The organism is Catenuloplanes niger (assembly GCF_031458255.1).
Lineage (GTDB): Bacteria > Actinomycetota > Actinomycetes > Mycobacteriales > Micromonosporaceae > Catenuloplanes > Catenuloplanes niger.
This window is the reverse complement of the sequence record NZ_JAVDYC010000001.1, coordinates 8,914,622-8,941,432: the sequence shown is the minus strand read 5'-3', so window position 1 is coordinate 8,941,432 and position 26,811 is coordinate 8,914,622. Positions and strand designations below refer to the sequence as shown.

General features: G+C 71.7%; 32 protein-coding genes. 16 read left to right on the top strand and 16 right to left on the bottom strand.

The genetic code is table 11. The annotated features are described in order from the left end of the window. Positions 1-147: 147 nt before the first annotated feature. From J2S44_RS39300 to corA, 3 genes are all read right to left on the bottom strand, one after another. Positions 148-972, bottom strand: a complete 825-nt coding sequence (locus J2S44_RS39300) for a transposase family protein (protein ID WP_310409445.1) — start codon at positions 970-972, stop codon at positions 148-150. 153 nt (positions 973-1,125) lie between these two features. After that, entirely contained in the window at positions 1,126-2,217 is a 1,092-nt protein-coding gene (locus J2S44_RS39295) for an SMI1/KNR4 family protein (RefSeq protein WP_310425131.1), read from the bottom strand. Between the two features lie 139 nt (positions 2,218-2,356). After that, positions 2,357-3,364, bottom strand: coding sequence for a magnesium/cobalt transporter CorA (gene corA / locus J2S44_RS39290; RefSeq protein ID WP_310425127.1), 1,008 nt, complete (start codon positions 3,362-3,364; stop codon positions 2,357-2,359). A gap of 332 nt (positions 3,365-3,696) precedes the next feature. Here corA and J2S44_RS39285 point away from each other — a divergent pair, with 332 nt between their 5' ends. From J2S44_RS39285 to J2S44_RS39275, 3 genes are all read left to right on the top strand, one after another. After that, the gene (locus tag J2S44_RS39285) at positions 3,697-4,245 is read left to right on the top strand and encodes a TetR/AcrR family transcriptional regulator (RefSeq protein ID WP_310425123.1); all 549 of its coding nucleotides are present in this window, start codon (positions 3,697-3,699) and stop codon (positions 4,243-4,245) included. Between the two features lie 45 nt (positions 4,246-4,290). Beyond that, on the top strand, positions 4,291-5,262 hold the full coding sequence (locus J2S44_RS39280; protein ID WP_310425120.1) for an alpha/beta hydrolase: 972 nt from the start codon (positions 4,291-4,293) through the stop codon (positions 5,260-5,262). Between the two features lie 95 nt (positions 5,263-5,357). Beyond that, positions 5,358-6,689, top strand: a complete 1,332-nt coding sequence (locus J2S44_RS39275) for a lipase family protein (protein ID WP_310425118.1) — start codon at positions 5,358-5,360, stop codon at positions 6,687-6,689. An 18-nt stretch (positions 6,690-6,707) separates the two neighbouring features. Here J2S44_RS39275 and J2S44_RS39270 read toward each other — a convergent pair whose 3' ends face one another. The 4 genes from J2S44_RS39270 to J2S44_RS39255 form a co-directional block, all read right to left on the bottom strand. Then, on the bottom strand, positions 6,708-7,361 hold the full coding sequence (locus tag J2S44_RS39270) for a hypothetical protein (RefSeq protein ID WP_310425116.1): 654 nt from the start codon (positions 7,359-7,361) through the stop codon (positions 6,708-6,710). A gap of 124 nt (positions 7,362-7,485) precedes the next feature. After that, positions 7,486-7,995 (bottom strand): flavodoxin domain-containing protein, encoded by a 510-nt coding sequence (locus tag J2S44_RS39265; RefSeq protein ID WP_310425114.1) that lies wholly within the window; start codon positions 7,993-7,995, stop codon positions 7,486-7,488. Between the two features lie 32 nt (positions 7,996-8,027). Then, positions 8,028-8,420, bottom strand: coding sequence for a hypothetical protein (locus J2S44_RS39260; protein WP_310425111.1), 393 nt, complete (start codon positions 8,418-8,420; stop codon positions 8,028-8,030). Positions 8,421-8,425: 5 nt separating this feature from the next. Next, positions 8,426-8,881 (bottom strand): universal stress protein, encoded by a 456-nt coding sequence (locus J2S44_RS39255; RefSeq protein WP_310425109.1) that lies wholly within the window; start codon positions 8,879-8,881, stop codon positions 8,426-8,428. 267 nt (positions 8,882-9,148) lie between these two features. Here J2S44_RS39255 and J2S44_RS39250 point away from each other — a divergent pair, with 267 nt between their 5' ends. The 6 genes from J2S44_RS39250 (at position 9,149) to J2S44_RS39225 (ending at position 12,731) form a co-directional block, all read left to right on the top strand. Next, positions 9,149-10,219, top strand: a complete 1,071-nt coding sequence (locus tag J2S44_RS39250) for a hypothetical protein (protein ID WP_310425106.1) — start codon at positions 9,149-9,151, stop codon at positions 10,217-10,219. A gap of 124 nt (positions 10,220-10,343) precedes the next feature. Then, positions 10,344-10,748: a YbaB/EbfC family nucleoid-associated protein gene (locus J2S44_RS39245; RefSeq protein ID WP_310425103.1), complete on the top strand. Its 405-nt coding sequence runs from the start codon at positions 10,344-10,346 to the stop codon at positions 10,746-10,748. After that, the gene (locus J2S44_RS39240) at positions 10,745-11,068 is read left to right on the top strand and encodes a WXG100 family type VII secretion target (RefSeq protein WP_310425100.1); all 324 of its coding nucleotides are present in this window, start codon (positions 10,745-10,747) and stop codon (positions 11,066-11,068) included. Before J2S44_RS39245 ends, J2S44_RS39240 begins: the two co-directional genes overlap by 4 nt. A 4-nt stretch (positions 11,069-11,072) precedes the next feature. Then, a complete protein-coding gene (locus J2S44_RS39235) occupies positions 11,073-11,567 on the top strand; it encodes a WXG100-like domain-containing protein (RefSeq protein WP_310425097.1) in 495 nt (164 codons plus the stop codon). Then, on the top strand, positions 11,560-12,198 hold the full coding sequence (locus J2S44_RS39230; protein ID WP_310425095.1) for a hypothetical protein: 639 nt from the start codon (positions 11,560-11,562) through the stop codon (positions 12,196-12,198). The genes J2S44_RS39235 and J2S44_RS39230 overlap by 8 nt, the downstream gene beginning before the upstream one ends. After that, a complete protein-coding gene (locus tag J2S44_RS39225) occupies positions 12,195-12,731 on the top strand; it encodes an SMI1/KNR4 family protein (RefSeq protein WP_310425092.1) in 537 nt (178 codons plus the stop codon). Before J2S44_RS39230 ends, J2S44_RS39225 begins: the two co-directional genes overlap by 4 nt. Positions 12,732-12,916: 185 nt before the next feature. Here the strand turns inward: J2S44_RS39225 and J2S44_RS39220 are convergent, their stop codons facing one another. Continuing rightward, positions 12,917-13,381: a MarR family winged helix-turn-helix transcriptional regulator gene (locus J2S44_RS39220; RefSeq protein ID WP_310425090.1), complete on the bottom strand. Its 465-nt coding sequence runs from the start codon at positions 13,379-13,381 to the stop codon at positions 12,917-12,919. Between the two features lie 139 nt (positions 13,382-13,520). Between J2S44_RS39220 and J2S44_RS39215 the strand changes: the two genes are divergently transcribed. After that, a complete protein-coding gene (locus tag J2S44_RS39215; protein WP_310425087.1) occupies positions 13,521-14,381 on the top strand; it encodes an SDR family NAD(P)-dependent oxidoreductase in 861 nt (286 codons plus the stop codon). Positions 14,382-14,460: 79 nt separating this feature from the next. On the opposite strand, the gene J2S44_RS39210 is transcribed toward J2S44_RS39215, so the two are convergent. Beyond that, positions 14,461-15,855 (bottom strand): NAD(P)-binding domain-containing protein, encoded by a 1,395-nt coding sequence (locus tag J2S44_RS39210; RefSeq protein WP_310425085.1) that lies wholly within the window; start codon positions 15,853-15,855, stop codon positions 14,461-14,463. A 112-nt stretch (positions 15,856-15,967) separates the two neighbouring features. On the opposite strand from J2S44_RS39210, the gene J2S44_RS39205 reads away from it, so the two are divergent. From J2S44_RS39205 to J2S44_RS39185, 5 genes are all read left to right on the top strand, one after another. Next, the gene (locus tag J2S44_RS39205; protein ID WP_310425083.1) at positions 15,968-16,348 is read left to right on the top strand and encodes an ArsR/SmtB family transcription factor; all 381 of its coding nucleotides are present in this window, start codon (positions 15,968-15,970) and stop codon (positions 16,346-16,348) included. A gap of 90 nt (positions 16,349-16,438) precedes the next feature. Beyond that, positions 16,439-17,098 (top strand): arsenate reductase/protein-tyrosine-phosphatase family protein, encoded by a 660-nt coding sequence (locus tag J2S44_RS39200; protein WP_310425078.1) that lies wholly within the window; start codon positions 16,439-16,441, stop codon positions 17,096-17,098. Between the two features lie 145 nt (positions 17,099-17,243). After that, the gene (arsB, locus tag J2S44_RS39195; protein WP_310425075.1) at positions 17,244-18,308 is read left to right on the top strand and encodes an ACR3 family arsenite efflux transporter; all 1,065 of its coding nucleotides are present in this window, start codon (positions 17,244-17,246) and stop codon (positions 18,306-18,308) included. A 14-nt stretch (positions 18,309-18,322) separates the two neighbouring features. Then, a complete protein-coding gene (locus tag J2S44_RS39190) occupies positions 18,323-18,724 on the top strand; it encodes an arsenate reductase ArsC (protein WP_310425073.1) in 402 nt (133 codons plus the stop codon). Positions 18,725-18,884: 160 nt separating this feature from the next. Further along, positions 18,885-20,060, top strand: a complete 1,176-nt coding sequence (locus J2S44_RS39185; protein ID WP_310425072.1) for a cytochrome P450 family protein — start codon at positions 18,885-18,887, stop codon at positions 20,058-20,060. 13 nt (positions 20,061-20,073) lie between these two features. Here J2S44_RS39185 and J2S44_RS39180 read toward each other — a convergent pair whose 3' ends face one another. Both J2S44_RS39180 and J2S44_RS39175 read right to left on the bottom strand, forming a co-directional pair. Continuing rightward, positions 20,074-20,628 carry a hypothetical protein gene (locus tag J2S44_RS39180; protein ID WP_310425069.1) on the bottom strand — a complete coding sequence of 185 codons (555 nt, stop codon included), beginning with the start codon at positions 20,626-20,628 and terminating at the stop codon, positions 20,074-20,076. A 38-nt stretch (positions 20,629-20,666) separates the two neighbouring features. After that, positions 20,667-21,614 (bottom strand): AraC family transcriptional regulator, encoded by a 948-nt coding sequence (locus J2S44_RS39175; protein ID WP_310425066.1) that lies wholly within the window; start codon positions 21,612-21,614, stop codon positions 20,667-20,669. A 71-nt stretch (positions 21,615-21,685) separates the two neighbouring features. Between J2S44_RS39175 and J2S44_RS39170 the strand changes: the two genes are divergently transcribed. Beyond that, positions 21,686-23,155, top strand: a complete 1,470-nt coding sequence (locus J2S44_RS39170) for a carboxylesterase/lipase family protein (RefSeq protein ID WP_310425063.1) — start codon at positions 21,686-21,688, stop codon at positions 23,153-23,155. A 108-nt stretch (positions 23,156-23,263) separates the two neighbouring features. Here J2S44_RS39170 and J2S44_RS39165 read toward each other — a convergent pair whose 3' ends face one another. The 5 genes from J2S44_RS39165 to J2S44_RS39145 all read right to left on the bottom strand — a co-directional run bounded on the left by J2S44_RS39165 (position 23,264) and on the right by J2S44_RS39145 (position 26,557). Then, positions 23,264-23,914 (bottom strand): class I SAM-dependent methyltransferase, encoded by a 651-nt coding sequence (locus J2S44_RS39165; RefSeq protein WP_310425060.1) that lies wholly within the window; start codon positions 23,912-23,914, stop codon positions 23,264-23,266. 646 nt (positions 23,915-24,560) lie between these two features. Then, entirely contained in the window at positions 24,561-25,094 is a 534-nt protein-coding gene (locus J2S44_RS39160) for a hypothetical protein (RefSeq protein ID WP_310425057.1), read from the bottom strand. Positions 25,095-25,366: 272 nt separating this feature from the next. Further along, positions 25,367-26,122 (bottom strand): aldo/keto reductase, encoded by a 756-nt coding sequence (locus tag J2S44_RS39155; RefSeq protein ID WP_310425056.1) that lies wholly within the window; start codon positions 26,120-26,122, stop codon positions 25,367-25,369. Positions 26,123-26,150: 28 nt separating this feature from the next. Further along, the gene (locus tag J2S44_RS39150; RefSeq protein ID WP_310425053.1) at positions 26,151-26,333 is read right to left on the bottom strand and encodes a hypothetical protein; all 183 of its coding nucleotides are present in this window, start codon (positions 26,331-26,333) and stop codon (positions 26,151-26,153) included. A 41-nt stretch (positions 26,334-26,374) separates the two neighbouring features. Continuing rightward, on the bottom strand, positions 26,375-26,557 hold the full coding sequence (locus J2S44_RS39145) for a hypothetical protein (RefSeq protein ID WP_310425050.1): 183 nt from the start codon (positions 26,555-26,557) through the stop codon (positions 26,375-26,377). Between the last annotated feature and the right edge of the window lie 254 nt (positions 26,558-26,811).

Genomic DNA, 26,811 nt, shown 5'->3' with positions numbered 1-26,811 from the left:
GAACGAGGACCCGACGTGTTACGCACCGGCCATCATTCCCCCGCCGCCAAGAATCGCAGCCAGAAGTACAGCTGTCGTTCCTCGTATCGATTTCACTACAGTTCTCCCCCAGATAGAAATCACAATCCGCCTCACACTGAGGTGATCTCAGTGAGTTTCGGGCAGGATTCGGTATTCGAAGTGGGTGAGGTGAAGTGCGGCGGCGACGATGTCACCGATTCGTCGTGGGCTGGCGGTGGTATGGCGTAGCGTTTTCCAGCGGCCGACGAGGATGGCGAAGCCGCGTTCGCCTTGCCAGCGCAGGCCGCGTAGCAGCCGGTTCACCGTCCGGTTCGCCACCGCGAGTTGCCGGCCGCCGGCCGGTTGTTTGGTGGGGGTTTTGATGCCGTGACCTGCTCCTTCGTAGCCGGCGTCGGCGAGGGCCGGCAGCTGCAGTTCGGCGGCGGCCCAGTTCAACGCGGCGGTGACGCCCAGCTGCTGAGCGCAGCTGAGATCATGCATATGCCCGGGCAGTGACGGTGAGGTCCAGATGATCAGCCCGTCAGGGCGCATGACGGCCTGGACGTTCGCGCCGAAGTCCCGGTGCTTTCCCGAGTACCAGGCGTCGATCGTCTCGCCCTTCACGCTGGTGGCGGTCTCCGCGAGGCGGTCACAGTCGAACAGCTTGCCGTCCAGAATGACGAACGCCCAGCCCTCGTCGGCGGCCCGTTGTAACGCCTCATGCAGATCAGGTGCCTGGGCGGACAGCACGGTGATGCCTTCGGCGAGATACCGGTAAACGGTGGCCCGGGAGATCCCGAACCCGGCGCCCAGCACCGTGGCGTCTTCGGCTTTGCGGAACCACACTATGACCAGCAGCGCCTGGTAGAAGCAGGTCAACGACCGTGTCCCGCGACGGGTGCCCCTCGCCCGCCGTTCGGCGGACAGCAGCTGGGCAAGGTAGCGCACCAGTTCCCTGGGCACGTCGAGCATGGCAGGATAAGCGATCACGTGGAGCCCTCTCGTAGACCTGTTCCGTCGCAAGAACCTGTCTATCGATGGCTCCACGCCCATATCCAGCACCATCCGCTTCGACCCGATATGCCCGTGTCTACAGCAGAACCGCGCCGCAAGTCCTCGTTGAGATCACCTCACTGGCGGCAACACGACCCCGTCTGGGTTCGTGGCGAGTTCATAGAGGAATCGCGAAGTCGACATCGGGTAGGCCACGTGGTGGCCGAGTGAGGCATCGAGTGCCACTACCGGCCACTCGTGGGGGTTGCCTGACGTCCGCGCCCAGCCGAGGTACCCGCCACCGAGCCGGCCCCATGGGATCAGGCCGCCGGCCTCGGGGTCGATCGCTCCGGGTGGTCCGCCGCCGCGGTTCCGTTCGGCGGCGACCCGGTCGCCGAGGGCCTTGCCGACCGCGAAGAAGTCGTTGACGGAGCCATCGGGTGCGCAGAGGCGAGCGGGGCCGGCTGTCACCGCGCCCAGTGCTGTGACGATGTCGTAGTAGTCGCCGGGCAACGCATGCTTCGCACGCATCATGGACTCGGAGATGTCGTAGCCGGGCACCGCGACGGCCTCGACGACCGGCGCAAGTCCATCGACGGGGACGGTCTCAAGGATCGTCGGCGCGTATGACCGCAGGTTGCTGACCCAGTACTGCCCACTAGGTCTCGACACCGGCTCCGCCGGATCGGGTTCGAACCCTCGCAACGGCGTGAAGTCCGGCGGCTGGACATGCTCCGCGATGTATCGCATCTCTTCGATGCCGGACCGGTCGGTAACCAGTACGTTCAGAACCGCTGCGGTCGGCAGGTCGACAATCGGCCACGGCTCTTCATCGTCATTACAGACGATCGTCGGCCAGGTGTCCGGGCCTCCTGCCCCCGGACGCCAGCAGAACACGTAATCGAATCCCACGATCGCCCAGGGGATCAGCCCGTCGACGGCCGGATATACCGGATACGAAAGGGGCTGTTCCGCTGCCCAGTCGGCGACAATAGCGGCATAGCCCGCCACCTCTTCGCGAAAAGCGTCGGCGTCCGAGGATGCTTCCGGATGCAGAACCTTTATGAAGGTCTGGAACTCGCCGGGTGGAAAAGCTTCGACCAGCGCCTTGTACTCGTCGGGAAAAGCGATGTCGAGCTGCCCGGACAGATGGGTCCAGTCGATCGCCCGCACCGCAGCCGACCAGCTGGTCACTTGACGAAGCGCTCGGATGTTGTCACTCACGGCGTATTCTCGATTCTTATCTACACAGATCCTCGCCCACTGGCGACCACGGTGTTCACGAAGGTGGGCAGCCGACGATCCAGAACCGTTCCCGCCGGTACGCCGGTGGCCGATCGCCGGTGGCCGGCCCCGCGCGCGGCTACAGCCAGCCGACGCGGCGCAGCCGGCGGTACAGGAAGACGGAGCCGACCAGCATCAGCGTCAGCACGCCCGGGTATCCGTACCGCCATTTCAGCTCGGGCATGAATGTGAAGTTCATGCCGTAGATGCCGGCGATGGCGGTCTGCATCGCGGCGATGGCCGCCCACGAAGCGATCTTGCGCATGTCGTTGTTCTGTTCCACGGTCACCTGCGCCAGGCGTGCCTGGAGCAGCGAGTTGAGCAGGTCGTCGTACTTGGTGATCTGGTCGACCACGCGCGAGTGGTGATCGCGGACGTCGCGGAAGTACCGCCGGATCTCGGTGGGCAGCTCGGCGGTCTGCGGCTCCTGCAGCGCCGCCAGCGGCTGTTGCAACGGCAGCACGGCGCTGCGGAACTCCAGCAGCTCCCGTTTCAGCTGGTAGATGTGCTCGATGCGCAGCGCCCGGTCGCGGGCGAAGACGCCCCGCTCCACCGTGTCGACGTCGGCGCGCATCGCGGCGGCGATCCGCACGTACTCGTCGACGATCCGGTCGCACACCCCGTGCGCGACCGCCCACGGCCCTTCGGCCAGCTGCTCCGGTGTGGCCTCGAGCTCGTCGCGGACCTGGCGCAGCGCACCGACGTGGCCGTGCCGGACGGTGACGACGAACCGCGGGCCGACGAACATGCGTACCGAGCCGGTGTCGACGATCTCGCTGCTCTCGGTCAGCTCGGTGTGCTCGACGTAGGCGGCGGCCCGCAGGACGAGGAACGCCGTGTCGCCGTACCGTTCGAGCTTCGGCAGCTGCTCCTGGTGCACCACGTCCTCGACGGCGAGCGGGTGCAGGGCGAACGTCCCGGCGACCTCGGCGAGCAGCGCGGTGCCGGGCTCGTGCAGCCCGATCCACACGAACGCGCCTGGGGTCTGCCGCGCCTGCTCGTACAGCGCGGCGAGATCATGCTTTCCGGGGGCGCGGACACCGCCGACGTACAGTGCGCAGTCGACGATTCCCTCTGTTGTGTGCACGGTGCCTTTCCCATCGCCGGTGAGCCGGCCCCATACCGGCCGAACGGCAAGCCTATGGCCCGTACGGCGAGCGGGTGCCGGGCAGGTCCGGCACGGTGCGGCGGTCGGCGCGCGGGACTACTTGGGGGCGGGGACCGGCTGCACCGTGACGAGCACGACGATGAGGACGATCCACAACGTGGCAACCAGAACGATCAGCGACGGGGCCCGGTGACGGCGTCGCAGGGTGACAAGTTTCCGCTTCACGTCGTCGTTCCCGCCTCACATCGGCTGTGGCACACCGCCGTCACCGTACACGCCGCCGGACACCGGACCCGGGCCTAGGATGCGGCATGACCCGACAACGATCCGGCACGCCGACCCGCGACCGGATCCACCTGGCCGCCTCCCGGCTGTTCCGGGAGCGCGGCTTCGCCGGCACCTCGGTCCGGGACATCGCCGCGGCGGCCCAGGCCGACCCCGCTCTGGTCATCCGTCATTTCGGCAGCAAGGAACTGCTGTTCCTGGACGCCGTACGGCCGCGGCTCGACGAGTCGGCGTTCGACGCCCCGCTGGGGACGCTGGGCACCCGGCTCGTCGAGATGCTGCTGGACGTCGGTGAGCAGTTCCGGCCGGCCTACGTCGCCCTGCTGCAGGGCAGCGCCGAGGCGCGGATCGCCGAGCATCTTCGCGGCCTGCACGAGCGGGAGTTCGTGGTGCCGCTGCGGTCCCGGATGTCCGGACCGGACGCCGACGCGCGGGCGCGGATGGCGGCCGCGATGGTCGGCGGGATGCTGTACGCGCTCTGGGTCGTCGGTGACGGCCGGCTCACCACCGACCGGGCCGCGTTCGTCCGCCGGTACGGCGGTCTGCTGCAGCAACTGATCACGCCGGACGCCTGAGTCAACAGCGTTGACAGACGTGTCCCGCGCGCGTTGACTGCCTCCATGGCAAAGCTCGATCTGCGCGTACGCCTGCTCGGCCGGCTGCTGCGCAGGAACTCGATCACCGGGCAGAGCACCGAGCAGATCCTGCGCAACCAGCGGGTACGGGTCGGCCACAATCCGCTCACCGACCTGCTGCTCGGCGCGGTCGCGAGCGGCGTCACCCTCGCCGACTCGCACGCCGCCGGCGAGACCGGCCCGCTGCGCATCCGCAGCTACCGCCCCGCCACGCACGACGGGACACCGCTGCCGCTGATCGTGAACTTCCACGGCGGCGGCTGGGTCGTCGGTTCTCTCGACACCGCCGACTGGCTGTGCAGCAACGTCGCCGCGGCGGTGGGCGCGGTCGTCGTGTCGGTCGACTACCGGCTCGCGCCGACGCACCGGTTCCCGGCCGCCGCCGAGGACTGCTACGCCGCGCTGACCGACGTGGCCGGTCGCGCCGCGGAGTTCGGCGCCGATCCGCGCCGGCTCGCCGTCATGGGCGACAGTGCCGGCGGCAACCTCGCCGCGGTCACCACCCTGATGGCGCGCGACCGTTCGGGACCGGCCATCTCCTTCCAGGCGCTGATCTACCCGGCCACCGACCTCACCGGTGCCAGCCCGTCGATCGACGAGAATGCCGACGCCCCGATCCTCACCAGGGACGACATCGTCACCTACCGCGACCACTACCTGGGCGGCGCGGACCCGACGCAGCCCTACGCCTCGCCGCTGTTCGCCGCCGACCACCACGGACTCCCCCGCGCCCTGATCCAGGTCGCCGAGCACGACCCCATCCGCGACGACGGGCTGCGGTACGCCGACGTCCTGCACGCCGCGGGCGTACCCGTGCGCACGGTCGCCTACGCCGGCATGCCGCACGGCTTCCTCGCTTTCCCGAGGCTGTGCCGTGGCGCGCCGCGGGCCCTCGCGGACCTCACCGCCGCACTGCGGTCCGCCCTGACCGATCCGGCACACCACGTCGACAAATAGATGGCCTTGAATCACATGGAGGGCTGGGTTACCGTCCGGTAACCGGAGTCGTCGAGGCCACCCGCTCGACGGCCCGCCGAACCGAGAGGCCGGACATGCCCCTGCGTACGCGCATCTGCGCCGCCCTGCTCGCCGCCACCGTCGCCGGACCGGGCCTGGCCGCACGCCCCGCCGCCGCCGACCCGCCGGTCACGTCGCGCGGCGTCCCGATCCCCGCCTTCTACACCCCACCGGCCACCCTTCCCGCGGCCGACGGTGCGCTGGTCCGCACCGAGCCGCTGCCGCTCGCACTGCGCCTGCCGGGCATCACCTCCCCGATGCCGGGCAGCGCGACCCGGATCATGTACAAGTCCACCGACTCCGCGGGCGAGCCCGTCGCCGTCACCGGCGCCTACCTGGAACCGGCACTCCCCTGGCCCGGCCCCGGACCGCGACCGCTGGCCGTGCTCGCACCCGGCACCATGGGCCAGGGCGACCAGTGCTCCACCTCCCTGGCCCTGCAGAAAGGGCTTATCCTCGGCATCGGTACGGAGCGGAGCACCGTCTCCGTCGGCTACGAGATCCTGGCGATCTACCGGCTGCTGGCCAGGGGCATCGCCGTCGTGCAGACCGACTACGTGGGCCTCGGCACCACCGACCGGCTGCACACCTACGTCAACCGTGTCGACAGCGCCCACGCCGTCCTCGACGCCGCCCGCGCCGCCGTGGCACTGCCGTACGCCTCGGTCACCGCCCGGTCCGCGGTCGGCCTGTACGGCTACAGCCAGGGCGGCGGAGCGACCGCCGCGGCCGCGGAACTCCACTCCACCTACGCCCCCGACGTCCCGCTGCGCGCCACCTACGCGGGCGCACCACCAGCCGACCTCGCCCAGGTCACCGCCGCGATCGACGGCAGCGAACTGCTCGGCGCGCTCGGCTGGTCGGTCAACGGCTTCCTGCAGTCACGGCCGGACCTGGCGCCGCTGGTCGACCGCTACCTCAACGACACCGGCCGCGCCGTACTCGCGGACCTGTCCACCATGTGCGTCGGCGACGCCATCCTCACCTACGCGGGACGGCGCAGCACCACCTGGACCACCGGCGGCGAATCGGTGGCCGAGATCATCGCCGCCGAACCCGTCCTGCGGGACTTCGTCGACGACCAGCTCATCGGCACCCGCCGGCCCACCGGCGTGGTCCGCGTCGCCACCGGCGTCAACGACAACCTCGTCCCGCACGCCCAGGCCCGCGCGATGGCCACCGCCTGGTGCGGCCTCGGCGGCGCCGTCGTCTACGCCCCGGTCACCCTGCCCCCGGGCAGCAGCGCGCTGCTCAACCACTTCGGGCCGCTGCTCACCGACCAGGACACCGCCGTGCGCTGGCTCAGCCACCGCCTGGCCGGCTTCCCGGCCACCACGAACTGCGCCGCACCGGCCCGCCGGCCCTGATCCGGCGCCCAGCCCGGATCAGTTCCCGGCCGTCAGCTCGCCGAAGGCTTCCTCCGCCCATCGCCTGCGGATCGGATCGGTGCATGCGGCCAGGAAGGCCCGCGCCGCGGCAGCGATACGCCGGTGGTGAACGGCCAGTTCCGGAACTCGTACGAGCACCGCCGCCGCGGCGATCGCCTCCTGCCGTACGGCCGGGTGCGGGTCGTCCAGGAACGCGGCGACGGTGTCGTACATCCGGGGACGCAGCTGCCTGATCGTGTGCCATGGCGAAGCCGGGTACTCCACCGGTGAGTACCCCGCGAGCTCGACGAACTCGCGCTCGCGAACGTCACCGACCGCCTCGGCCACGGCGGACAGCCAGGCCAGCAGATGGGCACGCAACGGCCGGAGTTGCCCGCGCGGGCTCCGGATCACCGAGTCGCCGCCCGGCCGGTGATCCAGCAGCGCCAGCACGTACCCGACGGCGGGCGCCGTCGGCGGGAACACGTTCGGATATTCGACGAACGAGTCCCACAGATGCGACAGGCCCATCGTCACCGACCGCGCATCATCGGCGGCCAGGCCGCGCAGCAACGTCCGCGTGCCGGCGTGCGACGGCCAGTACTCGTCCGCCGGGCCGACCCAGTCGACGGCATCGAGCAGGTCGCCCCAGTCGGTCTGCTCCGCCGCCACCACCGCATCATGACACGGCCTTCGGGAGCCGGTGGCGGTCCATGCGTCCAGCATCATCCGGCGCATGCATGCTGAGCCCGCGGGTCACGGCCTGCGAGCATGACCCGGGGTGCGCGCCTGCCGGTCACGTGCGTTGTGCGGTCTGGACGGCTCCGGCGATCTCACGAGCCCAGGCACGGACCCGGGCGGGATCCCGGAAGTCGCCGCCGTGCCCGCTCGCGGCCATCCGCCGGGACACGAAACCCAGCCAGCCGTGCGCTTCCTCGCTCAGCCGGCCGCCGAACGTGGCATGGTCACGCGTACCCATCATCCGCATGGCGTTGACGGCCTGCGTGCAGGGCGGCACCGCCGCGCAGACGCCGGCGTCCTCCAGCGGTCCGCTGCTGAACACCCAGGCGGGCCGGCCGGCGAGCACCGGCCCGAACCGCTGGGCGAACCGACGGGCGTCCGCGTGCCATCCGGACATGTGCAACGCGCTGCCCAGGACCACCGCTTCGTAGGGGGCGATATCGGGCACCGCGCCGGCCGGGACCGAGTGCGCGTCGAGACCGGTCGCACGAAGCTCGTCCGCGATCCATTCGGCGATCTCCGCCGTTCCACCGGTCACGGACGCGTACGCCACCAGGACCGTCATGTCACACACTTCCCCTCACCAGCCATCGTCTCTCACTCGATCGCGCGCGGGTCAAGCGTGATCACCACAAGGACGTCCAGTGCGGTGACGGAAGGGCGCGCGAATCGTCGTTGGTAGAGCAGGCGTGCCTGGTCCCAGCCGGGCTGCCCGCGGCAGACCGCCCGGCCGCGGCCCTGCCTCCGCTCGCCCGCCAGCCACAGCCGCACCGGCGCCGGGTCCCGGAACGCGATCCACCACGGGTCGCGATCGGCTTCCGGAGCGTTGACCACTATCTCCGTGCCGGTACCGACGTAGCGGACCGGCATGGCGGTACGGGTGGTCCCGGCCCGCACGGTGAAGGTCAGCTCGCACACGTGGTCGTCGAGCAGCCTGCGCAGCAGCGGAGTGTGCAGCAACAACCTCGGTGCCACCGCGGTGGTGGGCATCGCGGTCAGGCCGCCGCGGCACCGGCCGGGGCCGGCACGGGAATGACCACCACCGGGCAGGGGCCGGCGTGGATGCAGCTCTCGCTGACCGAGCCGAGCAGTCCGTGCCTGATCCGGCCGTGCCCGTGGCTACCGAGCACCAGCAGGTCGCCGTCGCGGGCCGCGGTGGTCAGCACCGCGGCGGGAGTTCCCTCGACCACCTCGGCGGTGATCGGGACGCTCGAGCCGTACCGGCGGGTGACGTCCTCGATGTCCCGGTGCAGCACCTCGGTCACGTACGCCGCCTGCTCCCGCGGGGTGAGGCCGACCACGGCGCCGTCGGCGTAGCCGTCCCACAGCCAGACGGAGACCGCCCGGACCGCGCCGCCGCGGGCCACGGCTTCACGGACCGCCCAGTCGAGTGCCCGCCGGCCGCCGTCGGATCCGTCGACGCCGACGGTGATCAGGTAGGAGTGCTTCATGGTCCTCACCTCGTCCTGTCGTCACCGTCAGCGTGCACCGAACGCCGCCCATGGAGAAGGGTCGATGGTCCCGTCGATCGCCGCGCAACGACGATCCGGGCGGTACGCGGCCACGGACTCGCCACGGCCGGCCGGCGGGCCCGCCACGCCGGCGTCCGGCCGGGCCGAACGGCCCTGTGCCGGCGAGACCGGTCGCGCTGTGCTGGGTCCAGCGGTGACGAGGGGGCGACGTTCCGCGACGCACGGCGCGCGAAGGAGGAGAAGGCCATGCGCCCAGGACAGTCATGGACGGCCGCGCTGCTCGCCGGTCTGCTCACCTGGCCGGCGGCCGCCGCACCGGCGACGGCCCGGTCACAGCCGGAACTGTTCGATCTCGGACCCGGATCGGTGATCGCGACGAACGGGCGCGGTGACGCGCTGATCCGGTCCGGTGACGACCAGAAGTACCTCATGCTGAACCACCGTCACCACGACCCGGTGGAGGTGCCCTACCAGGGTCAGCTATCCGACAAGGTGGACATCAACGAACGAGGGGACATGGTGTTCGGCGGCCACCTCTGGCGCGACGGACGGCTGACCGTGTTGCAGGACCGTGCCGGCACTCCGATGGTCGGTCTGGCGCTCAACGACCACGGCGTGGTCGTCGGGCACCGCTCCATCGGCGACTCCCAGGTCGTGCACCCCGCGGTTCTCCGGAACGGTGAGATCGTCGACTTCCCGGGCTGGCAGGGGATGACGGCCGGTAGCGCGGTGGACGTCAACAACCGCGGTCAGGTGCTCGTCAATCTTCACGACGACACGGATCACTCCCGGCGGTCCGTGATCTGGTCCCAGGACCGGATCATCGACCTCGGCGGCACGGACACCGACGCGGTGGCGATCAACGACCGGGGCATGGTGATCGGCTACAGCGACTTCATGAGGCCGTTCCGGTGGCAGAACGGCGTACTGACACCGCTCACCGACGGCTACGAGATCACCAGCGGCCTGGTGTTCGCGCTCAGCGAGCGCGGTGACATCGTCGGTCAGGCCAACTACAGCCCCGTACTGTGGCGGGACGGCAGGGCTACCTTCCTCGCTCCCGGTAGTTCCGGGCGCGCGACGGCGGTGAACGAGCGCGGCGAGATCGCCGGCGTCCTGGAACGCATCGACGGTGACTGGGCCATCACGAACCCGTTCCGCCGGCGGCAGGGAGACCCGAAGATCTACCGCCTGACAAGTGACCAGATCACCTGGAGTACGACGGTGAGCCTGGACGTGCACGGCTGCGTGATCGGCACCATCGCGTTCACCGACTACACGTCGCACATCGTGTTGTGGAACGCGCCGCCCGGCTGAACCGTCCTCCGGTGGAGCCGTCCGGGCTCTGCCGGAGGACCACCACGCGGGATGCGCGGTCGTCACCGGGGTGGACGGCGGCCGATAGGCTGCCAGCCGGTAGCTCGCCACGGGGAGGCTCAACGTGTTGGACGAATCCGCGCTCGATCAGCAGCTGCGCACGGCGCGGGCGTCGCTGCACGAACTGCAGGCGTCCGTGCAGGCCGCCGCACCGCCCGAACCGGTCACGGTCGAGCGGGCCAACGGCCTGATCAGCGTGACGGTCGGCCCGGACGGGCGACTGACCTCGCTGGACGCGCATCCGGCCGTGCTGCGCGAGGGCGTCGAGTTCGTGACCGGTGAGATCATGGCCGCGGTCAACGCGGCGCTCGACGCGCAGGCACCGGAGGTGCCGGTGGGCGCGGTGCCGGACATCGCGACGCTGTTCGCCACGGTCGAGCGGGCGCAGGACGAGGGCCTGCGGCAGATGCGGCAGATCACCACCACGATCGGTGAGGCCATGCGCCGGATCGCACCGGAGGGACGATGAGCGGCGGGTTCTCGGTCGAGCCGGAGTCGCTGCGCCGTGGTGGCGAGGCGTTGCAGCGCGTCGGTGACGACTTCGCGGTGCAGCTCGACGGCTTCGACGCGACGCTGGCCTCGTACGGCACGCCGTGGGGTGGCGACGAGATCGGCGCGTTGATCGGCCAGGCGTACCAAGCGGCGGTCGGGTACGCGATGGACTGCTTCTACATCGCCGCCGACGAGATGGCCGCCGCCGGCGAGGACCTCACCGTGATGGCCGCGGCCTACGACGACACCGAGAAGCAGAACGAGGACCGGTTCACCGGCATGAGCCGAGGGCTGTGACGGCATGGGGCTGGAGCTACCGGGTGAGCTGGTCGCCGTACTCGATGTGCTGGGCCTGAGCTGGCCGGAGTCGGACGAGACCGCGCTGTTCGAGCTGGGACAGGCGTGGATGCAGTTCGCCGGCACGCTGGACGCGACCGTCACCGCGGCACAGTCGACGGCGCAGGCGGTGGTCGCGGCGAACGAGGGGGCCGCGATCCAGGCGTTCGACGCCTGGTGGCAGGGGGACGGCAGCCCGGTCTCGGTGCTGCAGCCCGGTTCTCCCGCGGCGACCGCGCTCGGTGCCGGCCTGATGGCCTGCGCCGCGATCGTGCTCGCCTTGAAGATCCAGGTCATCGTCCAGCTGGTACTGCTGGTCGTGCAGATCGCGACCGCGATCGCCAGCGCCGGCCCGACGTTCGGGGCGTCGCTGGCGTGGATCCCGATCGCGCGTGCGATCGCCAAGGTGGTCATCGAGGAGCTGATCATGATGGCGGTCACGGAGCTGCTCAATGCCTAGGCGCTCCGGAGCCGGTTCCTCCTCCCCGGACGGCGGCGACCGGCCGCGCCGCGGCTCCACGGACGACGGTGGTACGCCGCAGCGGCCGTCGGGCGGCATGCTGGCGCGCGCGGTCTCGCCGATCTCACCACCGCGCCGCCGCCGGCGGCCGGGGCACGGTGCCCGGCAGCGCCAGGCGGGCGCGACGAGCGGCCCGGTCATCTTCCGCATGCCGCGCGATCACACGCCGGAGATGGAGGACCAGGCCAGGGAGTACGTGAACGCGGCGAACAAGGCCCTGGACGAGGGCCGGCTCGCGCCGGGGCGGGTCACCGTCGACGGCGAGCTGGAGCGGGCCAAGGAGCGGGCCGCCAGGAACGAGCGCAACGCCGCGGAGGACCGTGACGAGTCCTACGGCGACAAGGTCGCCGCTCATCTACCCGACACGACGTGGAGCGGCACGGCCGAGCCGCCCGGGGGCTGGGGCCGGCATGACGGTAGGCTTAACAGCAGCCTGGGCTCACAGTCGGAGAAGTATCCCGAGGGTTACCAGCCGACGCGCTTCTATCTCGAGGGCGACGACGACATACCGGCCGAGCACCGGGAGCCGGACAGCGGCAACGACCCGCCGAGCAGACGGAGCAGACGATGACCGACCCGCAGCAGCTCGACTGGCCGGCGACGATCGGGCACGCCATCATGGTCCGGCAGCAGCTGCACGCGCTCGACGGCAGCGAGCCGGACTCACTGCCCAACGTCAAGGCCACCGAGGCCGACGTCGCCGAGTTCGAGCGCGCGTTCGGTGAGCGGCTTCCCGCTGTGTACCGCTCGTTCCTGCTGCACGCCAACGGCTGGCGGGGTTTCTACTACGACGTCGACCTGTTCGGCCTCGACGAGCTGGTCGGCGGCGGCGCCTGGCCGATCGCCGAGCAACTGCTCGACACGTACGTCGACGAGGAGGTGCTCGACGACGCCGGCCTCGACCCGGACGACGTGATGCCGGTCGGCGCCGGCCGCGGCTCGACCACCCTCTTCCTGATCATTCGCGAGGGCCGGCCCGGCGCCGGCCAGGTGTCCTGGATCGGCAGCGGCAAGGAAACCGACCGGTTCACCCACTTCGCCGACTTCATCGCCTCGATGACCGCGTACGACCTGCGCCGCATCGACCAGCTACGGCGCGCCTGACTCCCACACACCGCCGGCGGCGCGTTGCCTCGGCGAGTCGCGGAAAGCCGGCATCAGCGCATCGAGTACTTTCCCGGTGACGACGCCTCTGGTCGTCGTGGCCGACTGGCCGGAGGGGCCGGTGTCGGTGCCGCGTCGACCCGCACCGCTCCGGTGGCGGGTGGGTTGACGTCGGCGTACCCCGGTCAGGGGTGTTGTTCGGATGTGAGCCGGCTGAGCAGGGCGACGAGTTGGGCGAGGTCGTCGTCGGACCAGTTCCGGGTGTGCTCGCGGAAGACGGCGCCGCGGTCGGCCAGCGTCGCGGCGACCCGGTCGCGGCCGTCCGTGCTGAGTCCGACGATGATGCTGCGCCTGTCCTCCGGGTTGGGTGCGGCGTCGAGCAGGCCCAGGGCGCGCATCTTGCCGATCAGGGTGCTGGTGGAGCTGCGGTCCATGTGCACGGCCTCGGCCACCACGCTGGGTGTGGCGGGCCCGAACGCGTAGAGCCACCGGGCGATGTGGAACGCCGCCGGCTGTAACCGCGGGTGGAAGTGCGCGGCGCTGCGCTCGCCCAACGCGCGGGTCGCGCTGACAACCGCGTTGATCTGTTCGCCGAGCGCCCGTTCCAGATCGTCGCGCCGTGGCGCACCGACCCCAGAGGTGGTTTGCATATGCCCACTATAACGCCTAACGTGATGGACATATGCAAACCATCTGAGGGGCAGCGCCGCCCGGCCGAACGCCGGGCGGCCAGGTGGTGGCCCGCCCCCGCACCACCACCCCGCCGCAGCGTCGAACAGGACCCCTGGCATGCCACCCACGATCGTCATCACCGGCGCCACCAACGGAATCGGCCGGCGCGCCGCCATCGACCTCGCCCGCCGCGGTGCCCGCGTCGTTATCACCGCCCGCGACCCGGAGAAGGCCGCGCTGGCCCGGCGCGACATCGGCTCCGGCCTGGTCGACGTGTTCCACGGCGACTTCACCCGCCTGGACGACGTGCGGCGCATCGGTGCCGGGATCGCCGACCGCTACACGCGCATCGACGTGCTCGTCAACAACGCCGGCATCCACGCGTTCGCGCCGCGCACCACCCCGGACGGCTTCCCCGAGATGGTGGCCGTCAACTACCTCGCCCCGTGGCTGCTGACCCAGGCCCTGCTTCCCGCCCTGCACCGAGCCCCCGCCGCCCGGATCGTCACCGTCGCCTCCGAGGCGTCCCGCCGCCACGGCACCCTGCGGATCCCCCAGGACCTGACCGAGTCGGTCCCGTTCACCGCCCGCGGCTCCGCCGAGTTCTACGGCAGGACGAAGCTGCTGGACATCATGTTCACGATGGAACTCGCCCGGCGGCTGGCCGGCAGCACCGTCACCGCGAACTGCCTCGACCCGGGGTTCAACACAACGGGCCTGGGCCGCGAACTGCGGTTCGCCGGCCCGCTCGGGAGCCTCCTCACCCGGCTCGGCATCGGTGACCCGGCCCGCGGCGCCGGCCTGATCGTCGCCCTGGCCACCGACCCGGGCTTCGCCGGGCGTACCGGCGGCTATTACACCGTCCGCGGCACCCGCCGGATCTCGCCCGCCCCGCCCGGCGACGACCCGGAGCTCCAGGGCCGCCTCTGGCGCGAGACCCAGCGGCTCCTGCAGGCCGACAACCACCGCACGACCTGAAAAGGCGCAGTGTCACCCGCGTACGCCGGCAGCCTGGTTTTCGGCGGTGCGGTGACCCGCTGCGGGGCGGCCGCCGCGGTCAGCAGCAGCCGGGCTGCTCGCCGGTGCCAACGGTGATCAGTGGCAGTGGCGCGGAGAGCAGCCCGCCGCCGATGCCGGTGGCGAGCCCGCGTCCGGCCGTGGCCGGTTCGGGTGCGCCGCAGCAACCGCCGGCCGCGATGGTGTCGTCGCCGGTGACGGGGTTGCTGTTGCAGACGCCGGTCTCGGGCAGATCCAGCTGTACGTCGCGGGCCGCGTCCCAGTCGCCGGCGAGCGCGGCCACCACGGAGCGGGCCTGCTCGTACCCGGTGGCCAGCAGGAACGTCGGCGCGCGGCCGTAGCTCTTCACGCCGATGGCGACGTACCCGGGCTCGGGGTGGGTGAGTTCGTCGACGCCGTGCGGCGGGACGGTGCCGCAGGAGTGCTCGTTCGGGTCGATCAGCGGTGCGAGCGCCCGGGTGGAGCCCATGATCGGGTCGAGGTCGAGGCGCAGCTCGGAGACGAAGGAGTGGTCGGGCCGGAACCCGGTGGCGCCGACGATCCGGTCGACCGTCACGGTGCGGGTGCCGTCCGAGACGCTCACCCGGTCGCCGGTGACGCCGACCGACCGGACGGAGAAGCCGGTGAGCAGCGTGATGGCGCCGGACTCGACGTGTGCGCGCAGCCGGGAGCCGAGTGCGCCGCGGGCCGGCAGCGCGTCGGCGTCCTCGCCGCCGTAGGTGCGGGCGGGGCCGGCCGCGCGGATCGCCCAGGTGATGCGCGTGTCCGGTGCCCGTTCGGCGAGTTCGGCGAGGGAGAGGAGGGTGTTGGCGGCGGAGTGCCCGGCGCCGACGACGAGGGTGTGCCGGCCGGCGAACCGGTCGCGATCGGCGCCGGTCACGTCGGGCAGCGCGTGCGCGACGAAGGCGGCGGCGCCGGTCTCGCCGTGCGCCGGGATGCCGGAGGCGCCGAGGTGGTTCGGGGTCTGCCAGGTGCCGGACGCGTCGATCACGGCGGAGGCGAGGACGTCCTCCCCGCCGTCGAGGCGGACGAGGAACGGCACGGACTCGCGGCCCTCGGTGCGGAGCCGGTCCATGCCGAGCCGGGTCACCGCGACCACCCGGGCGCCGTAGCGCACGTGCGGCTTCAGCGCGGGCAGGTCCGCGAGCGGCTGCAGGTAGTCGGCGGCGAGCTGGCCGCCGGTCGGGAGCTCGTCCGGCTCGGGTTCGGCCCATCCGGTGCCGTCGAGCAGCCGCTTCGCGGCGGCGTCGAGGTTGAACCGCCACGGCGAGAACAGCCGGACGTGCGCCCACTGCCGCACGGCCGCGGCCGGCCCCTCCCCCGCTTCCAGGACGAGGAACGGCAGATCACGCTCGTGCAGGTGGGCGGCGGCGGCGAGGCCGACGGGTCCGGCACCGATGACGACGACGGGTAGTTCGTGCGGGCTGACGCTCACAGCGGATCTCCTTTGTCTTGATACTTGTCGAAGCAGAGGGGCGGACGAGGCTGTCTCGACGTTGCTCGAATCAAAGGTTGCCCGGTGATTAGATGTCTGTCAACCTAGACGCATGTCGAATCAGTCCGAACCGGTGACCCTCGCCGGCCCCGCGACCACCGCGGGCGGGTGCTGCCCGCCGATCTCCGTGCGCCGGATCCCCGCGGAGGCCGCGGCGGCGCTGGCGCCGGCGTTCAAGGCGCTGGGCGACCCGGTGCGGTTGCAGCTGATGTCGATGATCGCGTCGGCGGCCGAGGGCGAGATCTGCGTCTGCGACCTCACGCCGGCGTTCGCCCTGTCGGGGCCGACGATCTCCCACCACCTGCGGATCCTGCGCGAGGCCGGACTGGTCGACGCCGAGCGGCGCGGCACCTGGGTCTACTACCGGCCACGGCCGGAGATGATGCGCCGGCTCGGCGGCCTCCTCGCCGTGGACGCGCCTTCACCGTCCTGAGCCGGCCCCGACGGCACCTGATGTTCACCCGGGCGCACCTTGCCCTCGTGGAATCGCTCAGCAAGTATTGAGTCAATGGACGCTGAGCGGATGACCCTGCAAGGCCGGGCGCGGATCCACGCCGCCCTCGGCGACCCGACCCGGCTGGCGATCGTCGACGCGCTCACCCTGGGGGACGCCTCGCCCGGGGAACTCGCCGCGGACCTGGACCTGCCGACCAATCTCGTCGCGCATCACGTGAGGGTGCTGCGCGACGCGGGCCTGCTCGTGCGCACCCGCTCGGAGGGCGACCGGCGCCGCACCTACCTGCGACTGGACCCGGCCGCGTTGGCGTCGCTGGCGTCGCCGCCGCTACCGCCGGCCGAGCGGGTGGTCTTCGTCTGCACCCACAACTCCGCCCGCTCCCAGCTGGCCGCCGCGCTCTGGCGGCATCGCTCCGGCGCCCCGGCCGCGTCCGCCGGCACGCGACCCGCCGCGCGGGTGCACCCCCGCGCGGTCACGGTCGCCCACCGGCACGGGCTGGACCTCGACCCGGCCGGCACCGCGCACGTCGACGCGGTCGTCCACGACGGCGACCTGGTCATCGCGGTGTGCGACAACGCCCACGAGGACCTCACCGGCCCGGTCCGTCCCCGGCTGCACTGGTCGGTGCCGGACCCGGCCCGGGTCGACACCGACGACGCGTTCGAGGCCGCCTACACCGACCTGGCCGGGCGCATAGACCGCCTGGCCCCGGCGATCGCGCCGTGACCGGCACCTCCTGCCGGATGACGACGGGAACCCGCGGACCGCGCTCGAGCGACTCGAGATTCCCGCCGCCAGTCAGTCCCGCACCCGTTCGCCGGCCGACCGGCCGGCGGGCCGCCCCACCCGCCCAGGTTCAGGAGCACCGACCGTGAGTACGACCAGTCCCAGCCCCGTTGTCGGCCGGCTGTCCCGCCTCGATCAGTTCCTGCCCGTGTGGATCGGCGTCGCGATGGCGGCCGGGCTGCTGCTCGGCCGTCTCGTGCCGGGCGTGAACGGCGCGCTGGACGCGGTGCAGGTCGGCGGGATCTCGCTGCCGATCGCGCTCGGCCTGCTGATCATGATGTACCCGGTGCTGGCGAAGGTCCGCTACGACCGCCTGGACACCGTCACCGGCGACCGCCGGCTGCTCGTCTCCTCGCTGGCGCTCAACTGGCTGGTCGGCCCCGCGGTGATGTTCGCCCTGGCCTGGCTCTTCCTTCCGGACCAGCCGGAGTACCGTACCGGCCTGATCATCGTCGGGCTGGCCCGCTGCATCGCCATGGTGATCATCTGGAACGACCTGGCCTGCGGCGACCGGGAGGCCGCGGCCGTGCTGGTCGCGCTCAACTCCGTGTTCCAGGTGTTCGCCTTCGGGTTGCTCGGCTGGTTCTACCTGGCCGTCCTCCCCGGCTGGCTCGGCCTGGACGGCGCCGCCCTCGACGTCTCCGGCTGGGACATCGCCGGCAACGTGCTGGTCTTCCTCGGCATCCCGTTGCTGGCCGGCTACCTCACCCGCCGGCTCGGCGAGCGCGCCCGCGGACGCGACTGGTACGAGGAGCGGTTCCTGCCGGTGATCGGGCCGGCCGCTCTCTACGGGCTGCTGTTCACGATCGTCGTCCTGTTCGCCCTGCAGGGTGACGCCATCACCGGCCGGCCGTGGGACGTCGCGCGGATCGCGCTGCCGCTACTGGCCTACTTCGCGCTCATGTGGGCCGGCTCGTACCTGCTCGGCAAGGCCATCGGCCTCGGCTACGCGCGCACCACCACCCTCGCCTTCACCGCCGCGGGCAACAACTTCGAGCTGGCCATCGCCGTCGCGATCGGCACCTTCGGCGTCACGTCCGGCCAGGCCCTCGCCGGTGTCGTCGGCCCGCTGATCGAGGTGCCGGTCCTCGTCGGCCTGGTCTACGTCTCCCTGTGGGCCCGCCGCCGCTTCTTCCCCACCACCGTCTGAGCAGGAGAATCCCCATGAGTGACAAGCCCAGCGTGTTGTTCGTCTGCGTGCACAACGCCGGCCGTTCCCAGATGGCCGCCGGCTGGCTGCGCCACCTCGCCGGCGACACCGTCGAGGTCCGCTCCGCCGGTTCCGCACCCGCCGAGACGATCAACCCGGCCGCGGTCGAGGCGATGCGCGAGGTCGGCATCGACATCACCGGCCGGACCCCGACCCTCCTCGAGTACGAGACCGCGCGGGACTCCGACGTGATCATCACCATGGGCTGCGGCGACGCCTGCCCGGTCTTCCCCGGCAAACGCTACGAGGACTGGAAACTCGACGACCCGGCCGGCAAGGGCGTGGACTCGGTCCGCCCGATCCGCGACGAGATCCGCGCCCGCGTGGAGAAGCTCCTCGCCGAGCTCACCGCCTGAGCCCACCCCTCGTCGGCGGCCCGGGTCATGGGTGACCCGGGCCCGGGCGCCCCGCGACCGGCGCCGCCGAGCAGATCCGCCACGGCGAGCCCTGTTCCATCGACGACCGTTGCGGTCTGATGGGAGGTGTCCGCACGGTCGGCCCCTGAGCGGAGGCATCGTGAACGACAGCGACATTCTCACGAATCCACATCCGGTGTACGCCGCGTGGCGTGCCGAAGGCCCGGTGCGGCGCGTGCAGCTGCCGTCCGGGGAGGAGGTGTGGATGGTCACCGGATACCACGTGGCGCGGGCGGCGCTGACCGACGGCCGGCTGTCCAAGGCGCCCCGTGACCAGGACTCCTACTCCGACGCCGGCAACGCGATCAACCGGCACATGCTGTCCGCCGACCCGCCCGACCACACCCGGTTGCGCCGGCTGGTGGCCGCGGCCTTCACCACCCGGCGCGTCGAGGAGCTGCGCCCGCGGATCGAGGGGATCGCGGACGCGCTGCTCGACGAGATGCGCGGATCCGACCGGGTGGATCTGATCAGCGCGTACGCGTTCCCGCTCCCCGTACAGGTCATCTGCCTGCTGCTGGGCATCCCGCCGGCGGAACGCGACACCTTCCGCGCCTGGTCCGGCACCATCGCCGCGGGCATCGACCCGACCGGCGAGATCACCGGCGAGGATCTGCGGACCACCGTCGAGGAATTCATCGCCTACCTGCGGGGCCTGATCGCCCACCGCCACGCCCACCCCGGCGACGATCTGCTCTCCGCCCTGGTCAGCGCGCGCGACGACGAGGACCGCCTCTCCGCCGACGAGCTGACGTCGATGGCGTTCCTGCTGCTGGCCGCCGGTCACGAGACCACCATGAACCTCATCGGCAACGGCGTCTACCTGTTGCTGCTGCGCGACCGGCGGCAGTGGGAGCGGCTGCGCGCGGACCGGGCGCTACTCCCGGCCGCGATCGAGGAGTTCCTCCGCTACGAGAGCCCGGTCGAGCTGTCCACCGGACGCGTCGCCACCGAGGACTTCACGCTCGGCGGTCAGCGGATCCGGGCGGGCGACATCGTCATGGTCAACCTCCTCGCCGCGAACCGGGACCCGGCGCACTTCGAGTCCCCCGACGAGCTGATCGTCGAGCGCCCGCGCAACCCGCACGTCGCCTTCGGCCACGGCATCCACCACTGCCTGGGCGCGCCGCTGGCCCGCGTGGAGGGGCTGGTCGCCTTCGACAAGCTGCTCACCGGCGTCCCCGGCCTCACCCTGGCGGTCGACCCCGGCGAGCTGTCCTGGCGCCCGACGACCCTGATGCGCAGTCTGCGCAGCCTGCCCGTCCGCACCACCTGAGCACCGGCGGCCGTCACTCGATCTCGGCCAGAAAGTCGGTCAGGGCGGGGACCGTGGCCAGGATGTGCGGGTCGACGCTGGCGCGCAGCAGGCCGGCCTGGTCGTCGCGCTGAGGTTCCAGGACGAGGACGACGAAGTCGGGCGGGAGCAGCGGGTGGACGCCGTCCTGGCGTACCGACGTGGTGATCGCCCGGCAGACGGCGGCCATGGCGGTGTCGTGGGCTGCCTCGAGCGCGGCCATCGCCGTGAGCTGCTCGGCGTCGGTGCGCGCGGCGGCGAGGAACTCGTCGGTGAGACGGTGATACCAGGGACGCATCGCCTCGGTCGCGGCGTCGAGGACCGGCCAGCGCCACTCGGGTGCGGCGAAACGCGTCGAGCAGCCGTCGGCGTCGTCGACGGCCGACTCGGCGTTGGCGGCGAGCGCCGGCGGCAGGATCTGGACGCCGTCGCCGTAGAAGAGGTGGAAGGCGGCCGCGTAGACGCGTTCGTCCGGGTGCGCCGTGGCCAGCGTGGCGAGCGCCCGGCAGCCCTGCTCGTGCCAGGCTGCCTCGAAAGCGTTCCAGTCCACCGCACCACGCTACCCGCCGAGCGGTCCGGCTCGGGAGGTCAGCGCAGAGCGGTGGCGTCGAGGCCCACGGCGGTGCTCCCGCGGAACCGTGACCGGTAGTGGGCGGGGGTCTGGCCGTGGGAGCGGGTGAACGCGCGGCTGAAGGCCGGCACCGTGCCGTATCCGACCGCCGCGGCGATCGCGGCCACCGGGTCCCGGGTGGTGCGCAGGCGGCGGGCGGCGAGGTCCAGGCGCCACTGGGTCAGGTAGGCGGCCGGGGCCAGGCCGATCGTCGCGGCGAACCGGCGGCACAGCGTCGCGCGGGACACCTTGGCGGCCGCGGCCAGCGACGCGATCGTCCACGGCAGCGCGGGCCGGGCATGGATGTGGTGCACCGCGCGGAGCACGATCGGGTCGTCCAGCGCGTTCAGCCAGCCGACGCGTTGACCGGCCGGGCGGGTCGGCAGCCACGCGCGGACCAGCTGGATCAGCGTCACGTCGACGAGGCTGTTGAGGACCGCGGACGCGGCGAGCTGCGGATGGGCGAGCTCGTGCCCGATCAGCCGGACCGTGCCGGCCAGACCCGGCGTGCTCTGACCCGGCCCGATGTGGATCAGATCGGGCAGTGACTCCAGCACCTGGGTACGGGACCGGCGGTCGCAGGTGTAGTGCATGGTGACGATCCGGGTGTGCACCGGCGGCGTACCGAGCGTGACCGCCTCCGTGTGCGTGAACGCCCGCCGGTCGAGGGGCCCGGCGCGCAGGCCGGGCGCGCTGCTCAGCACGTGCGGGACGCCGACCGGGAGCAGCACGACGTCGCCCTCGGCCAGCTCCCGCGGCCGGTCGCCGGCGACGGTCAGCGTGGCCCGGCCGTCGGTGACCGCGTGCAGCGAGACGTGCGCGTCGTCCTCGACCCGGGTCGCCCAGGCGCCGCCGGCCTCGATCCGGGCCCCGATCGCGCCGCGCACGCCGGAGACCGCCAGGACGTCGGAGACAAGATCCACCATGAGACGTAAGGGTAACGACGCGAGCCGACCGAGCATCGACCGTCGCACACCGACGTCGTTACGGTCGACACATGACCGACCGATCGATTCCCGAGGTACGCGTGCGCGGCGGGCTGCTGCGCGGCACACTCGATCACGGAGTGCCCGCCTACCTCGGGATCCCCTACGCGGCACCACCGTTCGGTGCGCGCCGGATGCGGCCGCCTCACCCCGCCGAGCCCTGGGACGGCGTGCGGGACGCGACCCGGTACGGGCCGACCGTCCCGAAGAGCGAATATCCGGCGACGCTGCGGCAGTACCTGATCGAGCCCACCATCGCCGGGGACGACTGCCTGAACCTGAACGTGTGGACGCCGGACCCGGGCGCGGGCGGGCTGCCGGTGCTGGTCTGGATCCACGGCGGTGGCTTCACCAGCGGGTCGGGCGCGGTGGGCGCGTTCCGTGGCTCGGCCTTCGCCCGGGACGGCGTGGTGTGCGTGACCATCAACTACCGCCTCCAGGCCGAGGGTTTCCTGCACACACCGGACGGTGTCAGCAACCTGGGGCTGCTCGACCAGATCGCCGCGCTGGAGTGGGTGCGGGACAACATCGCGGCGTTCGGCGGCGATCCCGGCCGGGTCACGGTCGCGGGCCAGTCGGCCGGCGCGATGAGCGTCGCCACGCTGCTGGCCGTGCCGCGCGCCGCCGGGCTGTTCCGCGCCGCCATCACGCAGAGCGGCGCCGCCTGGAACACGCTGGACGCCGGGACCGGCGCGAAGGTGGCCGCCGCGCTCGCCGACGAGCTCGGTGTGGCGGTCTCCCGGGACGCGATCGCCGCGGTCCCACCCGCGCGCGTGGTCGCGGCCGCGGAAGCGGTGACGCGACGCATCCAGTCCTCGGCCGACCCGGCCGAGTGGGGGCGTCTGCCGCTCACGTCGCTGCCGTTCGCGCCGGTGGTCGACGGCGACGTGCTGCCCCGCGACCCGCTCGCGGCGATCACCGACGGCGCCGGTCACGGCGTCGCGCTGCTGACCGGCACCACCGAGGAGGAGGCCCGCCTGCCGCTGGTCACCTCCGGTGCGCTCCCGCACGTGACCGAGGCGGACGTGCGGGCCACCGCGTCCGCGCACGGGATCGCGCCGCGGCCGGCGCCGGGTGACTCCCCGGGTGACGTCCTGGCCCGGGTGCTGACCGACTCGTTCTACCGGATCCCGGCGCTGCGGCTGGCCGAGGCACGGGCCGCGACCGCGCCCACCTGGATGTACCGCTTCGACCTGCGCTCCACCGCGGCGGGCGGGCTGCTGGGCGCCGCGCACGCGGTGGACCTCGCGTTCACGTTCGACGCGCTGGACACCCCCGACGCCGCGCTGCTGGCCGGCGAGGACGCGCCGCCGAAGGTCGCGGCCGTCATGCACGCGGCCTGGGTCTCGTTCGTCACGGACCTCGACCCCGGCTGGGCGCCGTACCACCCGGCAACGCGCACCACCATGCTCTTCGACGCCGACAGCCGGCCGGTCGACCACCCGTACGCCGACCTCCTGCCCCGGTGGGGCATCGGCTGAGTCACCGCGAGCCGGCGCCGCCACACCTGCGGGGATCTCCGGCATCGGCCCGGGCCCGGCCCGTCGTTTCACCGCCGGCGGCACCCTCGTCGTCGGCGGGCGACGCCCTCAGCTGGCCAGTTCCCAGGTGGCGGTCACCGGGCCCAGGAAGGGTTGAGTGATCCACTCCTCGTTCAGCGAATCCGACGTCTCGCGTTGCCAGGCCGCCCACCAGGAACCGCGGGCGAGGAGGGTCCAGCGCGGGTCGGCGTGCAGGAAGTCGAGAAGGCCCAGGCGTACCGATGGGGCGTTGAGGTTGTCCATCACCAGTATCCCGCCGGGCCGGAGGCGTTGAGCGGCGTAGAACCAGTCGATTATCGGCACGGGGAAACCGTGACATCCGTCTATGAAGACCAGGTCCAGCGGAGTGCGGCTCAGGGCCGGTAGGACGAACTGGGAAGGGCCGACCTCTATCCGGAGGTGGGAGGTGTCTATGGCCCGGGATTCCAGGTAGGCGAACAGGTGTTCCTTCTCCCGGCGGGCGGGCGTGACGCAGGTGTGTTCGCACTTCCACAGGGCGAAGAGGGCCGTGGAGACACCCAGACCCGTTTCGAGGGTACGGGTTCCCGGCGGGCAGTGTCGGGCCATGAACTCGTAGCAGTCCTGCTCGGTACGCCAGACGCCGTCCGGCGGGGCGTCGGGATTCGCATCAGCGGTGGGGTGGACCAACGGCGGGTCCGCGAGGATTCGGGTGACGTGGTCGAAGGCGTCGTCGTGCACGGAGGCTCCACGGGTGAGTTGTGGGTCTTGGGGACACCGGTCATTCAAACTGGTGCGAAGCGGTTTGCGAGGAGGCTTCCGGGTTCTCTAGGGAGTTTTCTAGATCCACCTGAGGGCGATTGCCGCCGGACGCGCGGTCGCGCTAGAAATGCCCCAGTGGCCGGACCGTCCTGCCTTCCGGAGCGGCCACCACTGCGGATCGTCACGTCCGACGGGGCACCGGTCGCATTCTTTCCAGTACCGCAGCACCGCTTCGTGGGATCGGCGATACCCGGCAACAGTGCCGCACTTCTACGCAGCCGATGATGCGTGCGCTGTTCAGGCTCTGGCGACGGCCTCCATCGACTCGTAGGCGATATTTCTCAGGTGATCCAAAGCTGCCGAAGTGTCGTCTTGCGCGAGGGAGCGGACGTATTGGACTCGTTCCGCGAGCTCGGCTGCGCACGGCTTACCGATGCCCCGGGCCCGCCGGCATGGTGACCGCAGCCGACCCCGCCCGATCGATCGGTGGCTCAATCCGCGCCTCGAGGACCGGCCGCATTCGCCGCTGCGACTTACCTATCATCTGTCGCCACGCCGAGTCATTCGGTCCCGCCTGGGACAGGAAGACGCGACGGGTACGGCATGGCCGCGCGGGATTCCGGTCTCAACGAGTCTCGGGCCGGTAGGTAGCCGGGGCGGCGAACGGCAGTTCCATCACCACGCCGGGCAGCAGCGCGACCGCTATGAACCGTGCGCACCGGCCCGTCAGGCACACCGCCGTGAACGTCGGCGTCGGCATCGGCCCGCGTGCCGCGTACACGGTGGTCAGCAGGAGCGGCGGGAAGCCGAGGAACGCGCTCACGAAGAGGATCGGCACCGCTTGCCGTGGCCGGTCCAGGGTCTGCATGACCACGCGGCCGCGCTCCAGGAGCGTGCCCCAGCGCCCGCGCGGTGCCGCGACGGCCGGGGCCTTGCGAGCGATGAGCGCGCGGAGCCGGCTGGAGTTGACCGCGCCCCGGACCGTACCGAAGAGGAGCAGTTTGCCGGCGGTCTGCCCGATGCCCGCGGCGATGCCGAGCGGGACGGCGGGTGTGCCGGTGGTGGCGACGACGCCGATCAGGTACGGCTCGACCGGCGTGACCGGGACGACGGCGGACACCGCGCCGATGACGAGAGCCGCGAGGACGGCGGCGATCATGCGACGCGGGCGAGGGGCCGGGCGACCCGTACCGTCGAGGCGATCTTGACCGGGGTTGTCGCACCGGCCGGAAGCGCGGGGCGCAGCGGATCCTGCACGACGACGGCGGACGGGCGTAGCGGCGTTGTGGGGGTGGGCGTCAAGGTCGAACGTCCGTTCACGAGATGTGCGAGGCGAGGGCCCGGCGGGACGACGGGCTGGAGGGCTCAGTGCGTGACCGGAGGAGCAGGCGCGCGGGTGCCGGGGCCGGCCGTCGGTGCCCGGCTCGGGTCTCAGTCGAACAGCGCCGAGAGACGGCCACGGGTCTGCTCGTCGAGCCCGATGCGTAACGCTTCCTCGACCGCGGCCCACTGCGAGGACCGGCTCGGCGCGATGATCGGCGCGGTCACGCCCGGTGTCGCCAGCAGCCAGGCGAGCGCGAGCCCGGCGACGCTGACGTCCAGTTCCCTCGCCACATCGCGCATCCGTGCGACGCGAGCGATGTTCTCCGGGGTGTGCATACCCGCGTAGAGCAGATCGCCGGCCACCGCGATGCGGCTGCCCGGCGGCACCGGTGCGCCGTCGAGGTAGCGATCCGACAGCACGCCACCGGCCAACGGTGACGCCGGTAGATACGCCAGTCCCTCGCCGATCACCAGGGGCAGCACCTCGCTCTCGTCCGTACGGTGCAACAGATTGAACGAGCTCTGCACGCAGACCGGCCGGGGCAGCCCCGCGTCGTCGGCCGCGCCGAGAATCTCCGCCAGCTGCGCTCCGGTCACGTTGCACACGCCGTACGCGCGGATCCTGCCGTCCTGCTGAGCCTGCGCGAACACCTCGAGCCACTGCCGGACCGGCGTACCGGGATCGAACACGTGCGACAGGTAGAGGTCGGCCCGGCCGATCCGGTCGATGCTGCGGCCGAGCCGGCTCACGATCCGCGCCGGCGACAGATCGGCGCGGCGCCGGTCACCGTCGAGCGCCACACCGGTCTTCGTGACGACGAGGACGTCGTCCTTCCCACGAGTGCGCAACCACTCGCCGACCACGCGTTCGCTGTCGCCGCCGCCGTACTCGTCACCGGTGTCGACGGCGCGAATCCCCAGGCGGGTACGCCTCGTCCAGCCGCTCCAGCCCTTGCCCGGCGCTCAGGCCGAGGCCACGCGTCGCGGGTGGGCTGCCGACGCCGCCGATCGAACCGGCACCGAAGATCATCCGACTGACCCGCATCCCGGTCCGTCCCAGCTCCACGCTCTCCATGACACCTCTCATCGCTCGTCGACCTCTCCGGCCGATCCGCTTCAAGAATGCGGTAGGCCCGCCGGGGAACGGTGCGAGCCGGTTCCGGCGGCGTACGAGTCGCCGAGCGCCACGAAGTCGACCAGCGTCTCCGGGGAGGCCGCAGCGGGTACGGCCGGAAGGAGCGACGCGGCCGCCATCGTCGGGCGGGAGACGGCGGCCCCGGGGAGCGATCGCAAGATCATGAGCTCGACTATCGGCCCTCGACGCCCGCACGTCCATGGATGCCCCCGGAATTGCGTATCGTCCGGCGTCGGCCGTGCCTTGATGCGGTTGACGCGAAGCACAGCCGGTCACCACCGGGTCGAGGGAGCCGCGCGGTGCCGGCCGGTGATGACGCGCCGCGGTGCCGGCCGGTGATGACGCGCCGCGGCCGGGTCGGCCACAGTGAGCGGGCCGGCCGCGGTGACGAGTCTTTGTCAGCCATGGAGCCGGTGCA